3 protein-coding genes are annotated in these 15,503 nt (G+C 73.4%); all 3 read left to right on the top strand.

Annotated features, from left to right (window positions below):
- Window positions 1-2: 2 nt before the first annotated feature.
- The 3 genes from ACFV5H_RS21545 to ACFV5H_RS21535 are packed head-to-tail and all read left to right on the top strand — an operon-like array spanning window position 3 to window position 15,477.
- Window positions 3-4,616 carry an SDR family NAD(P)-dependent oxidoreductase gene (locus tag ACFV5H_RS21545; RefSeq protein WP_385046034.1) on the top strand — a complete coding sequence of 1,538 codons (4,614 nt, stop codon included), beginning with the start codon at window positions 3-5 and terminating at the stop codon, window positions 4,614-4,616.
- Window positions 4,613-7,927 (top strand): amino acid adenylation domain-containing protein, encoded by a 3,315-nt coding sequence (locus tag ACFV5H_RS21540; protein ID WP_385196713.1) that lies wholly within the window; start codon window positions 4,613-4,615, stop codon window positions 7,925-7,927. Before ACFV5H_RS21545 ends, ACFV5H_RS21540 begins: the two co-directional genes overlap by 4 nt.
- Window positions 7,924-15,477, top strand: coding sequence for an amino acid adenylation domain-containing protein (locus tag ACFV5H_RS21535; protein ID WP_385196711.1), 7,554 nt, complete (start codon window positions 7,924-7,926; stop codon window positions 15,475-15,477). Before ACFV5H_RS21540 ends, ACFV5H_RS21535 begins: the two co-directional genes overlap by 4 nt.
- The last annotated feature ends 26 nt before the right edge of the window (window positions 15,478-15,503 follow it).

Below are 15,503 nucleotides of genomic sequence, written 5' to 3'. Positions count from 1 at the left end.
CCGTGAGTGACGCACAGCAGTCCGTGGACATTGCCGTCGTCGGTATTTCCTGCAGGTTCCCCGGTGCCGACGGGCCCGAGGAATTCTGGCGGAACATACGGGACGGGGCAGACTCGCTCACCCGGCTGACCGACGAGGACCTGGCCGCGGCCGGCGTGGACGAGGCGCTGATGAAGGCGCCCAACTACGTCAAGGTCGCCGCGTCCATCGACGACGTCGACATGTTCGACGCCGGGTTCTTCGGCATGAGCCCTCGCGAGGCGGAGCTCATGGACCCGCAGCAGCGGCTTTTCCTGGAGCACTGCTGGCGCGCCATGGAGGCCGGCGGATACGCCCCCGACCGGACCGAGGTGCCCGTCGGGGTCTACGGCGGGGCGGGGGTCAACTCGTACATCCACCAGATCCGCGCCAACGCCGAGGTGCAGGCACGCAACGCGGACGGCGGCAACCTGCACGATGTGGGGTCCGTGGAGAACGATCTCGACTACCTCACCACCCGGGTCTCGTACAAGCTCAACCTGACCGGCCCCAGCGTCAACGTCAGCACGGCCTGCTCCACCTCGCTGGTCGCCGTGCACATGGCGGCGCAGGCGCTGCGCACGTTCGAGTGCGACATGGCGCTGGCCGGTGGTGTGGCGATCACCCCGCCCCTGAAGAGCGGCTACCTCTACCAGGAGGGGGCCATTTCCTCCTTCGACGGGCTGACCCGTAGCTTCGACGCCTCCTCGACCGGAACCGTGCTCGGCGCGGGGGTCGGCGTGGTGCTCCTGAAGCGGCTGGAGGACGCCCAGCGGGACGGGGACGTCATCCACGGCGTCATTCTCGGTTCCGCGATCAACAACGACGGCTCCGACAAGGCGGGCTTCACCGCGCCGGGCATCCCCGGGCAGGCCGAGGTGACGGCCAACGCCCACGCCGTGGCGGGTGTCTCCGCCGACACGATCACGTACCAGGAGGCGCACGGCACCGGCACACTCATCGGCGACCCGATCGAGGTGCGGGCCCTCAGCCAGGCCTACCGCGAGACCACCGACCGGCGGAACTACTGTGCACTGGGCTCGGTCAAGGCCAACATCGGCCACATGGACACCGCCGCGGGTGTGGCGGGCCTCATCAAGGCCGTGATGGCCGCCAAGCACCGGGTCATCCCTCCGCAGATCAACTTCGAGAAGCCCAACCCGGGGCTCGGCCTCGAGGAGAGCCCCTTCTACATCACCCGCGAGGCACGGCCCTGGGACCTGCCCGAGGGTATGCCGCGGCGGGCCGGTGTGAGCGCGTTCGGATTCGGCGGGACCAACGCCCACGTGGTCGTCGAGGAACCCCCCGCCCGCGGCGAGGAGACCGGCAACGGGGCGGACACGGGCGACCGCGCCCGGCAGGGAACGGACAGCGCCGACTGGCAGATCCTTCCGGTGTCGGCCCGCAGCGGGGAGGCCGTCGACGACTACCTCGGCTCCCTCGCCGACCGGTTCGCCGACACCGGGCGTGCGGACCTCACGCTGCGGGGCGCCGCGCGAACGCTGCAGCAGGGCCGCTCCCGCTTCGGGCACCGGGCCGCTGTGGTGGCCCGCAGCCGGGAGGAGGCCGCCGAGGCCGTCCGCTCGCGGGCGCAGAACCCCGCGGTCCGGGCCCTGCCGGGAGCTCCGGCGTTCCTGTTCCCCGGACAGGGCTCGCAGTACGCCCGGATGGGGCAGGGACTGTACGAGGAGCACCCGGCCTTCCGGGCGGAGTTCGACCGCTGCGCCGAACTCTTCCGCGCGGAACTCGGGGTGGACCTGGCGGAGCTGCTGCACGCCCCCGAGGACGACCGGGGTCTGCACCCGGTCAACGAGACCTGGCTGACCCAGCCGGCCCTGTTCGCGGTCGAGTACGCCCTGGTCCGCACGCTGGACGCGTGGGGGATCCGCCCGCAGGCGATGATCGGACACAGCCTCGGCGAGATCGTCGCGGCCACCGTGGCGGGCGTGTTCACCCTCGAGGACGCCGTGCGGGTGGTGGCCAAACGGGCTGCCCTGATGGACGCCGCCCCCCGAGGGGCGATGCTCGCGGTTCCCCGCCCGGCCGAAGAGGTGGAGCCGCTGCTGCCGGCCGGCGTGGTGATCGCCGCGTACAACGCCAAGCGCCTGGTCGTGGCCTCCGGCACCGAGGAAGGCGTCACCGAGCTGGTGGCACGCCTCGAGGCCGAGGGGGTCCAGCCCCGTCGGCTGCGCGTCTCCTGCGCCAGCCACTCGGCGCTCATGGACGAACCCGCCCGGGAGTTCACCGAGTTCCTGCGCGGCGTTCCGATGAGTGCGCCCTCGATCCGTGTCATGTCCAATGTCACCGGTGACTGGCTGAGCGCGGCGGACGCACAGGACCCCGAGTACTGGGGACGCCATCTGCGCGGCGCCGTCCGCTTCACCGACGGCATCGCCCGGCTGCTGGAGTCCGTTGACGGGCCGCTGCTGGAGGTCGGCCCCGGAAAGGGACTGCTGTCGCTGACGCAGAGCGCGGCGAGCGGCGCCGATCTGCCGCCGCTCGTCCCGACGATGCGCCACCCCAAGGACACCGAGGACGACACCCGCACGTTCCTGACCGCCGTCGCCCGGCTGTGGGAAGCGGGCACCGAGCCGGACTGGTCCGTCTGCGGTCCGCGGGACGTCCGCAGGGCGGAGCTGCCCACCTACCCCTTCCAGCGTGAGCGGTTCTGGATCGACGCCTCCCCGGAGGAGGAGGTCGAGCTGAGCCGGCGCCTGATGGAACGGGAGAAGGAGCCGGGCAAGTGGTTCTACGTGCCGTCCTGGCGCCGTACCGCGGCGGCGGGCCGGCTCGCCGGGGCCCCGCGGCTGGATTCGCTGAAGACGGTTCTCCTGGTCACCGACGGCTCCGACGACGCCGGGCGGACCGCCGCCCGTCTCACCGAGCGGCTGGCCGCGCGGAGCGTCGGCTGCGTGGAGCTCGCCGATGCCGGGCAGTACCTGCGGCAGAGCGAGACCCGGGTGGAGCTCGGCACCACCGACCCCGCGCACCTGTCCCTCGCCCTGGACGAGGAAGAAGTGACCGCCGACTCCACCGCGGTCGTCCTCCTGGCCGGCCGTGGAACCGACGCGTCCGGGATCCCGCACTCCACCCGGGCCCTGCTGACGCTGGGCAAGGTCCTGGGAGAGAAGCCCGTGGCGGGGCAGCTGGTCGTGGTCACCGAGGCCGCCTTCGACGTCACCGGCACCGAGGCCGTGTCGCCCCAGGACTGCCTGCTGGAGGGGCTGGTCCGGGTGCTGCCGAGGGAGATTCCGGGGCTGTCCTGCCGGCTCGTCGACACCGATCCCGACGAGGGCGAGGAGGCTGTCGTCGCCGCGGTCCTCGAAGAGCTCCTGGTGGACGAGCCGGACGCGACCGTCGCCTACCGCTCGGGCCGTCGCTGGTTCCGGGGAGTGGAGCGGATCCACGTACGTGAGGAGGAGCTCGGGGGCCCGGGCGGCGCCCGGACGCCCAAGGCCGGCGGCACCTATCTGGTCACCGGCGGTCTCGGCGGGATCGGTCTGTCGCTGGCGGAGTTCCTCGCCCGCGAGTACCGGGCCAACCTGATCCTGACCGGCCGCGGCGCCTTCCCCGAACGTGACGTCTGGGAGTCCTGGATCGCCGAGCACGGCTGGGACGACCGGACCAGCCGCCGTATCGACCGGCTCCTGCGCATGGAGCGGCACGGCGCTCAGGTGCTCGCACTGCAGTCGGACGTGTCGGACGCGGACCAGGTGAACGCCCTCCTGCGGCTGGTGGACGAGCGTTTCGGGCGGCTCGACGGAGTCGTTCATGCCGCCGGGCTGCCCGGCGGCGGCCTGGTGCAGACCCTCGAACCCGACGCCTACCGCGAGGTGCTGGCGCCCAAGGTGCAGGGTTCCCACCACCTGCTCACCGCGACCGAGGGCCGGGACCTCGACTTCCTGATGCTGTTCTCCTCGCTGAACGTCATCGACGGCCGGTTCGGGATCGCCGACTACACCTCGGCCAACGCCTACCTGGGAGGACTGGCCCACAGCTGCTGGCGACAGGGCCGCACCGAGGTCGTCACCGTCGACTGGACCGGCTGGCGGGACCTGGGCATGGCGGTCGACGCCGGGGCGACCGACGAGGGCAACGACGAACTGCGCGAGATCGAGCGGCTCACCGTCATGTCGGAGGCCGGCATGGCCTCCTTCCTCACGGAGGAGGAGGGGCACGCGGTGTTCCTGCTGGCGCTCGCCGCCGGGGTGCCCCAGACCCACATCTCCACGCAGGACCTGAACGCCGTGGTCGAGCAGGGACGCCGCCTCGACGTGGCCACAGCCCTCGAGCTGCTCGCCGGAGCCGACCGGGGAGCGGCCAAGTACCAGCGGCCCGACCTGGAGACCGACTACGCCGATCCGGCCGACGACCGGGAGAGGTTCATCTGCGAGACCCTGCAGATGCTGTTGGGCATCGAGCAGGTCGGTGCCTGTGACGACTTCTTCGCGCTGGGCGGCAACTCGCTGCTCGCGCTGGACGTCACCTCCCGAGTCAACAAGCGTTTCGGCGCCGATGTGTCCGTGGCGGCGTTCCTGGCCGCGGCGAACGCCCGGGCACTCGCCGGGCTCACCGCGGAGCGGACGGAGGCCCGGTGATCACACGGCCGGCCCCGTCCACCGGTGCCACCCGCCTCCTCCCGGAGGCGGCGGGCATCCCGGCATCCGGAACACAGGCGGGCATGTGGTTCATCAACCAGACCCGTCCGGACGTTCCCCTGTACAGCGTTCCGCTGGTCCTGCGGCTGACCGGCGAGCTGGAGCCCGAGGCGGTACGGGACGTGCTGCACGCCCTGCCGCGGCGGCACGACCTGCTGGGCCTGCGTTTCGCGGTGGGTCCCGAGGGCGCCGTACTGGTCCCCGCCGACGGCGGCCCCGATGTCACGATCCTGGACCTGCGGGAGCGGCCGGACGCCCCGGCCGCCTGGGAGGCCGTCCTCCAGGACTTCCTGCACCGCCCTCAGGACCTGGGCGCCCGGCCGGGCTACCGGGCGGTGTTCGCCTCGCTGGACGACCGCCGGCACATGCTGGCGATCTTCCTGCACCACGCCTACCTGGACGCCCGGTCGGTCGAGGTGCTTCTGCACGAGCTCGTGGCCGAACTGGGGTCCGGGACGCCACCGGAGAGCGCGCCGGTCCCCTACCGGCGGGTGGCCGAGTGGCTCCGGGACAACGCCCGCGGTTCTGCGGGTGAGGCGAGCCGCGCCTACTGGCGGGCGGAGCTCGCCGAGGCCGCCGACTTCCGGCTGCCCACCGACCACGACCGGCCGCAGGAACGCTCGCACGCCGCGGCCGGTCTGCGGCGGCGCGTTCCGGCGGAGTTCATGACCCGGCTCGAGCGGTTCTGCCGGGAGCAGCGAGCCACACCGTTCATGGTGCTGGCCTCCGCCTACGCGGTGGCACTGGCGTCCTGGCAGGGCGTCGCCGAGGGCGCCGATCCGGTGATGTCCGTGCCGCAGACGCTACGCCGGGAGGAGTGGCTCCAGGACGTCGTGGGGCCGCTCCTGAACAGCGTGCCGCTGCGCGTCCCGGTGGACTGGACCGGCACGTTCCGTGAGCTGCTGGCCACGACGCGGAAGCAGGCCGCAGGGGCCATGTCGCACGCCGTCATCGGCCAGGACGAGATCCTGGCGGTTTCCGGCAGGGCGAGCGGCAGATCCGAACCCGCGTTCACCTCGGTCTCCTTCCAGGTCTCCGAGGAAGTGCCGCAGACGTTCCGGGCCGAAGGCCTGGTCGTGGAGGACCTGCTCGTCCTTCCCCGCGTCATCGACCTGGACCTCACCTGGGACGTGCGGCTGGACGAGGACGGAGGGTCCCTCGTGGTCGCGTACGCCGCCGAGTTGTTCCTCCCGGAGACCGTCGAGCGGCTGGCCGACGAGTTCCTGGCGCTCACCGAGGCGCTGATGGCGGCACCCGGCGTTCCTCTGTGCCAGGTGTCCTGGCGCGGCGAGGAGGACACCGCCCGGGCCTGGGCGCGGGGCGAAGGGGCGCCGCTGCCGGCGCTGCCCGGGGTGACGGTGGACGAGGTGTTCCGGCAGGCCGTCGCCGCGCACCCGGACGTGCTCGCCGTCGTCGACGGCACGCACACCTGGTCCTACGCCGGACTCGACGCGGCCGCCGAACTGGTCGCGGCCCGACTGCGGGACTCGGGCGTGCCCCGGGGCGCGGTCGTCGCACTGGCACTCCCACGGGGCCGCACGACCGTCGCCGCGATGCTGGGCGTGATGCGGGCCGGTGCCGTCTACGCGCCGCTCGATCCGGACGAGCCGGCGGCCCGGACCCGGGCCGTCGTGGAACGGGTCCGGCCCGCCGTCGTCCTGGCGGACGACAGCACCGCCGAAGCGGCCGGCGTCCTCGGACGGCCCGTCGTCCTGGTCCCGGACGAGGACCCGCCGGCCCGCAGCCCCCGCTCGGCCGCGCCGTACGCGTCGCCGGAGCGGCGGGACGCCTCTCCCGACGACCCGTGCTACGTGATGTGCACCTCGGGAACGACCGGCGAGCCCAAGGCCCTGGAGATCACCCACCGCGGTGTGGTCTCCCTCGCCCACCGTCCGGCCTTCACCCCCGTCGGCCCCGGGGACGTCGTGCTTCAGGTGGCCCCGGTGCACTTCGACGCGTCCACCTTCGAGATCTGGGGAGCTCTGCTCAACGGCGCCACCCTCGTCGTCGCGCCGCGCACCCGGTTGACCGGCCCGGAACTCGCCGGGCTGGTCGAGGGGCACGGTGTCACCGTCCTGCACCTGACCGCCGGGCTGCTCCGCGTGGTGGCCGACGGTCACAGCCGGTGCTTCACCGGGCTGCGCACCCTGCTCACCGGCGGTGACGTCGTACCGGTCCAGGCGGTACGACGGGTCATGACGGAGCATCCGGGGCTGCGCGTGGTGGCCTGCTACGGGCCGACGGAGAACACCACGTTCTCCATGGTGGCGGTCCTTGACCGGCCTCCCGTGGACTTCGTCCCGCTGGGTGTTCCGCTGGCCGGCCGCAGCGCCCACCTGCTGGACCCGTGGCTGCGGCCCGTCCCGGACGGAGCCGTCGGCGAGATCCACGTGGGCGGAGCCGGCCTCGCGCGCGGATACCTCGGTGACGCGGCGGCCACGGCCGGCGGATTCGTCGGCCACCCCGCCCGGCCGGGCGAACGGCTGTACCGCACCGGCGACCTGGCGCGGCGCCGGCCGGACGGGACCTGGCAGTTCCTCGGCCGCCGCGACCACCAGGTGAAAATCCGGGGGGTGAGGGTGGAGCCCGCCGAGGTGGAATCGGCGCTGCTGCGTCACCCCGGAGTCCGGCGCTGCGTGGTGCTGCCCCGGGGGGCGTCGGGCGACCTGTCCCTGACCGCCTACGCCGTGGTCCGTCCCGGCACGCCGGTGGCGGCCCTGCGCGAGCACCTCCTCGGTCTCCTGCCCGTCGCCCTGGTGCCCACCGGCTATGTCCTGCTCGACGAACTCCCTCTGACACCGCAGGGGAAGGTGGACGCCGTCCGTCTCGGCCGGCTTCCCCTCACCACGTCGGAGGACGCGACGGCCGAGCCGGCCGGCCCCACCGAGGAGAGGGTCCGTGACATCTGGTGCGCGACCCTGCGCCTGGAGAACGTCTCCGTGTGCACCGACTTCTTCGAGGCCGGAGGGCACTCGCTCGCCGCACTGGCCATCGCCGGTCTGCTGGAACGTGAGTTCGGCCGACGGGTACCGGTCTCCGAGGTACTGCGCCGCCCGACGGTACGCGCCCTCGCCGCCTGGCTGGACTCCGGCGGTCCGTCGTCCGCCACGCCGGCGCAGCGGCCCCGGCCCTCGGTCCGCCTCGGACTGGACGCGGACATCGCCGCGGCCAACGAGAAGGAACTCGCCGTGCTCCAGCGGCTCGTCCCGGGCTACGACTCCGCCCTCACCACGGAAGGTTCCCGTTCATGAACGCGCACGCCCCCGGGCAGCCGCCGCGTGCCGCCACGGCGGCCACGGTCTGGCCGCTGACCCCACCCCAGCAGGCCCTGTGGTTCCTGGACAACTTCAACCCCGACAGTTCCTTCTACGTCATCAGCATGGGTCTCGTGCTGCGTGGCCGGGTCGACGAGACGGCGCTGTTCGACGCCCTGTCGGACTGCGTCGCCCGCCACGAGGCGCTGCGCACCCGTTTCCTCAGCCTGGGCGGACGCCCGTACCAGGTGTTCGCGGAGGAGCAGCCAGTCGACCGGACGGTCACCGACCTCTCCGGCGCCGACGACCCGCTGTCCCGAGCCCGCGAGTGCCTCGACGAGCTGGCCGAGGCCCCGTTCGACCTGACCGCGCAGCCGCCTATCCGCACACGGCTGGTGCGGATCGACGACGACCACTACGTTCTGCTGCTCGTCGTCCACCACATCGTCTTCGACGGGTGGTCGACACAGGTGCTGCTGTCCGACCTCGGTGACGCCTACCGGGCGCGGGCCGCGGGCCGAACGCCGCGGTTCGCCGCTCCCGGCGCGCGGGTCGGCGAGTACGCCTCCCGGCTGGCCGCCCGGGCCGGGGCCGGAATGGACTCCGAGGAACTCGCGTACTGGCGCGAGACGCTGCAGGACGCTCCCCGGCTGGAACTGCCGGCCGACTTCCCCCGGCCCGCTCATCGGACGTTCGCCGGCGCGGTGCACACCTTCCACCTGGAGGCGGAGACCGCGGCGGCCGTGGGAGACATCGCCCGGCGTTTCGGCACCACCCCCTTCACCGTGCTCGGCACCGCCTTCACCCGGCTCATGGCCCGGCTCTCGGGCAACCAGGACGTGGTGATCGGTGTGCCTCTCGCCGGGCGCACCGACGCCGACACACTGGGCGCGGTCGGCTTCTTCGCCAACACGCTTCCCCTGCGCATCGGCCTGGGCGGCGCGGAATCGTTCCAGGAGGCCCTCGAACGCCACCGCACGGCCCACCAGGAACTGCTCAACCGGCAGCACGTGCCCTTCGCGCAGCTGGTGGAAGCCCTCAGACCGAAGCGCCGGGCCAACCGCAACCCGTACTACGACGTCTGCTTCCAGTACCTGCCCGCTCCGGCCCAGGGATCAGACTTCGGCGGTCTGGTACTCGAGTCGCTCGGTGGCGGGCACTCCACGGCGCAGTTCGACCTGAGCTGCGACATCCAGCAGTCGGGGGAGCGCCTGCGGGTCTACTTCGAGTACAGCAGCGAGCTGTTCACCGAGGCGACGGTCCGGAAGTGGGCCGACGTGTTCACCGACGTGGTGCGGGAGCTCGTCACCGAACTCGCCGCGCAGCGGCCCTCCCGCACTCCGGCGGCCGCCGCCGGAGTGCCGGCCGACGCGGTACCGCTCCGCGGCGCCGACGCGCCCGTCCACGCGGGCCTGGCGGACATCGTCGCCGTTCAGGCGCTGCGCCGGCCGGACGGCGAGGCGGCGCGGGACGCCCGGCAGAGCATGACGTTCCAGCAGCTGGACGCGGCGGCGGACCACTACGCCGGCGTGCTGGCCGGCCGCGGCATCGGCCGCCACGACGCGGTCGGCGTGCTGGCCTCCCCGTCGGTCCTCCAGGTGGCGGCCATGCTGGGCGTCCTGCGGTCCGGAGCGCTGTACGTGCCTCTCGACCCCCGGCTGCCCGCCGAACGCCTCGCGGGCATGACGGAGGCCGCCCGATGCCGTCTGGTGCTGCACGACGGCGCGGCGCCGGAGGCGTCGGCCGCGCTCGCCCTCCCTCTGCTGTCCTTCGAGAAGGCGCTCGGCGAGCCCGGGACGACGCCCGCCGCCACGCCGTGTACGCCGGACGACCCGGCGTACCTCATCTTCACCTCGGGCAGCACCGGCCGTCCCAAGGGAGTCGTGGTCCCGCACCGGGCAGGGCTCAGCCTGGCGCAGGCCGCCGCGGCCGTCTACGGACTGACCCCGGCGGACACCGTGCTGAACATGGCGTCGCCGGCCGTCGACGTCTCCGTCGAGGAGCTCTTCGCGTCCTGGGAGGCCGGCGCGGCGGTCCTGGTCCGCGGCTCCGACATCGGCGACGTCACGGCGCTGGTGGAGCAGGAGGGCCTCACCGTCCTGAATCTGCCGGCCGCCCTGTGGCACGAGTGGACGCGCCAGGCCGCTGCCGGAGAGACCCGGATACCCGCCGGACTGCGCCTGGTCGTGGCGGGCAGTGACCGCGTGGATCCGGCGCGGGTGCGGCAGTGGCACGAGGGCGTCGGTGCCGGCGTCCGGCTGCTGAACGCGTACGGCGTCACCGAGGCCGCGGTCACCTCCACCTGGTACGACACCGCGGAACTCGCGCAGGACGCCCCGCACACCCCGCACGTGCCCATCGGCAGGCCGTTGCCGAACACCGTCGTCCACGTACTCGACGAGCACCGGGAGCCGGTGCCGGCGGGGATGCCGGGCGAGCTGTACATCGGCGGTTCAGGGGTCGCCCTCGGCTACCTCGACGCCCCCGAGGAGACGGCCGCCCGCTTCCTCCCCGACCCCTTCCGCGAGGGGCACCGCGTGTACCGCACGGGCGACCGGGTCAGGATGCTCCCCTCGGGGGCACTGGAGTTCCGCGGCCGCCTCGACAACCAGGTCAAGATCCGGGGCACCCGCATCGAACTCGCCGAGGTGGAGCGGGTCGCCGGTGAGACACCCGGCCTCGGTGGCTTCGTGGCCGACCTGCGCACGGACGAGCAGGGCACCCCGCGCCTGGTGGGGTACCTGCGGATGGCCCAGGGGGAATCCGCCGCCTCGCTCGACGAGGCCCGGGTGGACGAGTGGCGGCAGGTGCACGACGCCGAGGTGTTCAACGAGGTCGAGGACGACCAGGACGCCGCCCTCAACGCCAGTGGCTGGCTCAGCAGTTACGACCTCAAGCCGATACCGGCGAAGGACATGGCCGAGTGGCGGGACGAGGCCGTCGCCCGGGTCATGGAGTCGCCGGCGCGCAGGGTGCTGGAGATCGGCTGCGGTACCGGCATGATCCTGCTCGCCGTGGCCCCGCACACCGAGGCGTACACGGGCACCGACATCTCCCCGCGTGCCCTGCGGTACGTGGACGCCCAGTTGCCCGCCGCCGGTCTCGACGACGGCAGGGTCAGACTGATCGAGGCGCCGGCACACGATCTCTCCGCGGTGGCGGACGAGCGGTTCGACCTCATCGTGCTCAACTCGGTGGTGCAGTACTTCCCGACCGCCCGCTACCTGGACGACGTGCTGCACCAGGCCTGGCGGCTGCTCGCACCCGGCGGCCGGATCGTCGTCGGCGACGTACGCGACGCGACCCTGCTGCACGCCTTCCACCTCTCCGTGCACCGGTACCGCAACCCGGAGGGAGGCGATCTGCGCGGACTGCTCGACAGCGTCGAGGAGGCGGTGGAGAACGAGAACGAACTCTGCCTCGCCCCGGACTGGTTCCACGCGCTCGGGACCCGGCTGCCGGAGTTCGGCCTCGCCGACATCCGGGCGAAGTCCGGCCGGGCCGGGACGGAGATGAACGGCTTCCGTTTCGACGTCGTCCTGCACAAGGACAGCGCGGACACGGCAGCCCTCGCCGGTGCGCACCTGGTCGACGGTACGGACCTCACCCTGCCGCGCTTCACCGCGCTGCTGCGGGAGGCCACCCCCGGTGGCCTCCTGATCCGGGGCGCCCGTGACGCCCGTACGGCGGCCCACACCGCGCTGCACGGGGCGCTGACCGACCCGCGTTGCGCGTCGCTCGACGACGGACTGCGCCGCTCGCGGGAAGGGTCCGCCGCGGTGCATCCGGCCGACCTGGAGGAGCAGGCGCGGCGCGCGGGCGTGGCGATCGCCGTCGTCACGGCGGGCGACGGCCTCCTCGACGTCGCTGTCACTCCGGGCTCCCTCCCGGCGCGCACCGTGCCGGTCCCCCAGGACCGGCGGCGGGAGCTCCGGAACACCCGGGACGCCGAGGACTTCGCCAACCGGCCGCTCCGGTCGGCCCTGCGCCGGGACCTGTTGCGCCGGGTGCGCGCACACATGTCCCGGACGCTGCCTCAGGCGATGATCCCCAGCCGTATGGTCTTCGTCGAGGACTTCCCGCTGACGGTCAGCGGCAAGGTGGACCGCTCCAGACTCCCGGAGCCGGCGCGTGCGGTGACAGGTGCCGCCCGTCGGCTGCCCGGAACGGCGCAGGAGCGTGCGCTGGCCCGGGTGTGGGAGGAGGTGCTGGGCGTGGAGGCGCTCGGCGTCGACGACAACTTCTTCGAGATCGGCGGCGACTCGATCAGCTGGCTGCGGATCATCTCGCGGTGCGCGGCGCAGGGCATCGCCCTCACCGCCCGTGACGTCTTCCAGCACCAGACCCTCCGCGAACTGGCTGTCGCCGTGTCGGAGCGCCAGGCCGCGCCCGGCGACGGGAGCCGTCGCCGGAGCAGCGCCGAGGCCGAGGAGGAGCCGGCCGAGGCCGGACCGACCCCGGTACAGCAGTGGTTCTTCGAGGCGTTCCCGGAAGGCCGTGACCGGCAGACGCAGACCCAGTGGTTCGCGGTCGCCGAAGGCTGCGCGCCGGAGGTGCTGCGGCAGGCGGTGCACGACGTCACCGAGCGGCACACCGCGCTGGGCGGTGTGCGCTTCACCGGGTCCGGCGGCGACCTGCGGCAGGTGGCCGGACCCGTCCCCTCCGCCGCGGAACTCGTGATCGATGAGGTCGTGCTCCCGGAGGCCGGCGCGACGCGGGACCGCCTGCTGGACGAGGCGGCCGAGCGGGCGCAGGACGGAGTGTCGGTGGCGGACGGCCCGCTGCTGCGCATGGTGGTCTTCCGCACCCCGGCCGACGAGGACGACCTGTTCTTCTGGTGCATCCACCACCTGGTGGTCGACGCCGTCTCCTGGCAGATCCTCACGGAGGACCTCGCGGCCGCGCTGCGGGCACGCCGAGCGGGGCGCCGGCCGGAGTTGCCCGTGGCCGGGGCGTCCTTCCTGGCCTACAGCCGGTGGAGCCGGCGGACCGTCGGCGCAGTCCCGGACCGGGAACGGCAGTACTGGCGGGAGGTGGACCGGGCCGGCGCGTTCGCACTGCCGCTGCGGCATGCCGACCGGCCGGGCCGGTACGGCGACGCCCACCGTCCGGTCCGCCGGGTGACCCTTGCCGGGCTCCGCACCAGGCGCTCCGGCGAACAGGTGCTCGCGGGCTGTCTGAACGCGCTGCGCCGGGTGCTGGCCGACGGGGCCGACACGGCTCCGGCGAGTGTGACGCTGGAGTTCCACGGCAGGCCGACCGGCGAGGACGCCCCCGAGGTGGCGCGTACGGTGGGCTGGTTCACCGCGTTGTTCCCCTTCGTGCTGGAGGACGAGCCGGTGACGCGGACCGCCGTTCGTCTGGCCCAGGTGCCTGACGGCGGGACCGGCCACGGACGGCTGCGCCAGGAAGCGGGGGAGCCGCTGACCGCCGGGCACGGCGGGGTGGTCGTCAACTATCTCGCCGACGGTGGCGAGGAGGCGGCCGAGGCGGGGCTGCGACCCGTGCCGGCCCCGTCCGCCGCGGCCGGTCACGACGTGGACGCCGCGGCGGTGATGCCGTTCGCCGCCGAGGTCAACCTCTCCCTGGGGAGGGACGGCACACTGACGGCCGGCCTGGTGCTGGACGACCGGTACTTCGACGCCGCCGCCGCCGACCGCTTCGCCGACCGGCTGGCGGAAGCCCTGGCCCGGGCGTTCGGCGCGCCCTTCTCCCTGCTGCCCGAACAGACGCTGCGGTCCCCCGCCTACACCTCGCTGCGGGACGGACTCCGGCCCGAGGACGCCTTCCCGCTCGCCCCGATGCAGCGGGTCATGCTGAACCGTCACCTGCTGGCCGGCAACAACGACGCCAATTACAACGAGTGCGTCCTCACGCTGCGCGGCCCCCTGGACGGCGACCTCTTCCGGGAAGCCTGGCGAGTGCTGGCGCGGCGGTTCGACGTGCTGCGCACCTCCGTCGAATGGGAGTCGCTGCCCGAGCCGCTCCAGGCGGTCCACCGAACGCCGTCGGAGGCCGTGGCCTTCCTCGACTGGACCGAGCTGTCTCCGGTGCAGGTCAAACGGCGCCTCGCCGCCCTGCTGGCGGAGCACCGGGCCACGCCTCCGGCCCTGTCCGGCACGCCGCCCTTCCGGCTGGTCCTGGTCAAGACCGGGCCGCGGGAGGGGCAGCTGGTGTGGACCGACCACCACATCCTGCTGGACGGCTGGTCGTCGTCCCTGCTGACGGGTGAACTCCTGCGCGCGTACAACGCGCTGGCGCGGGGCGTCGAACCCTTCGCGGACGAGGCGCCCGCCGTCTCGTACGGCGCCTTCGTGCGCTGGCTGGGGGAGCGGCCGGCCGGCCGGACCCGTGCCTTCTGGCGGGAGGCGCTCGGCGGGTTCACCAGCCCCACCCTGCTGCCCTTCGACGTCCCCCCGCCGGCGCTGTCGGCCCACGCGGACGACTACGCGGAGCAGGAGAACACGCTGTCCGAGGACGACCTCGCCGCGCTCCGTTCGCTCGCCCTCCGCCGGCGGACGACGCCGGGGACCGTCCTGGCCACGGCCTGGTCCGCTCTGCTGCACCGCAACTCCGGTGATGCCCGGGTGACGTTCGGGGTGTCGCTGAACGGGCGTCCGGCGGAGCTGGGTGACGTCTCCGCGATGGCGGGTCTGTACCTCACGACGCTTCCGCTCGCGGTGGACACCGACCCCGGCACGACGCTGGACGGGCTGCTGGGCAGTGTGGCCGAGACCTCCTGGAACCTCGGTGAGATCTCGGCGGGCGAGTCGCTGGCCGACGTCTACGGGACGACCGGGATCCCCTTGAGCCGCACCCTGTTCCACAGCGTGCTCGTCGTGCAGAACTTCGGTGGGCGGGCGCCCGGCCCGGGGACGGACGCGGACGCCCTCCAGGTGGAGTCGGGGCAGGGCCGGCTGCTCACCGGGGCGCCCTTGACCCTGGTGGCCGTGCCGGACACGGGTGTGCTGCGACTGGTCTGGGACGAGCGGGTGTTCGCCACCGAGACCGCCGAGCTGCTGCTGAGCCAGTACAAGGACATCCTGAGGGAACTCGTCCAGGGCTCGGGGCGACCCCTGGGCGAACTGCCCGCGCCCGTCTTCACACCACGGCCCGTCAGGGCAGGCGCCCGGCCGCCGCATGCCGTGGCCGACACGGGGGTGCCCCCGCAGGGGGCCCTTGAGCAGCGCATCGCGGCCGTCTGGCGGGAGGCGCTGGGAGTGGCCGCGGTGGGCCGTGCGACGAGCCTCTTCGAGGCCGGCGCGAACTCGATGACGGTCACCCGACTCCACGCCCGGCTGTGCGAGGAGTTCGAGGCGACGCTCTCCGTGGCGGACCTCTTCCGCCACCCGACCGTGGCGGCCCAGGCGCTGCTCCTCGCCCCGGCCGAGGTGCCGGGCGGGCGGACCGGGCGACCCGGGGACGACGTCCCGGCGGGTGTACGCGGCTCCCGGCGCCGGGCTGCCCTGGCGCGGCGGGGTCCGCAGCGCCGGCCGGCCCGGGTGCGGACCGACCCCGGTACGAGCACCACGACCGAGGCGTCGTGACCAGACGCCAGAGAGGAAAGGTTCAC

Source organism: Streptomyces sp. NPDC059787 (assembly GCF_042732315.1).
Taxonomy (GTDB): domain Bacteria; phylum Actinomycetota; class Actinomycetes; order Streptomycetales; family Streptomycetaceae; genus Streptomyces; species Streptomyces atrovirens.
Note: the sequence above shows the minus strand (reverse complement) of the source record. Positions and strands in the feature narration are given on the sequence as shown.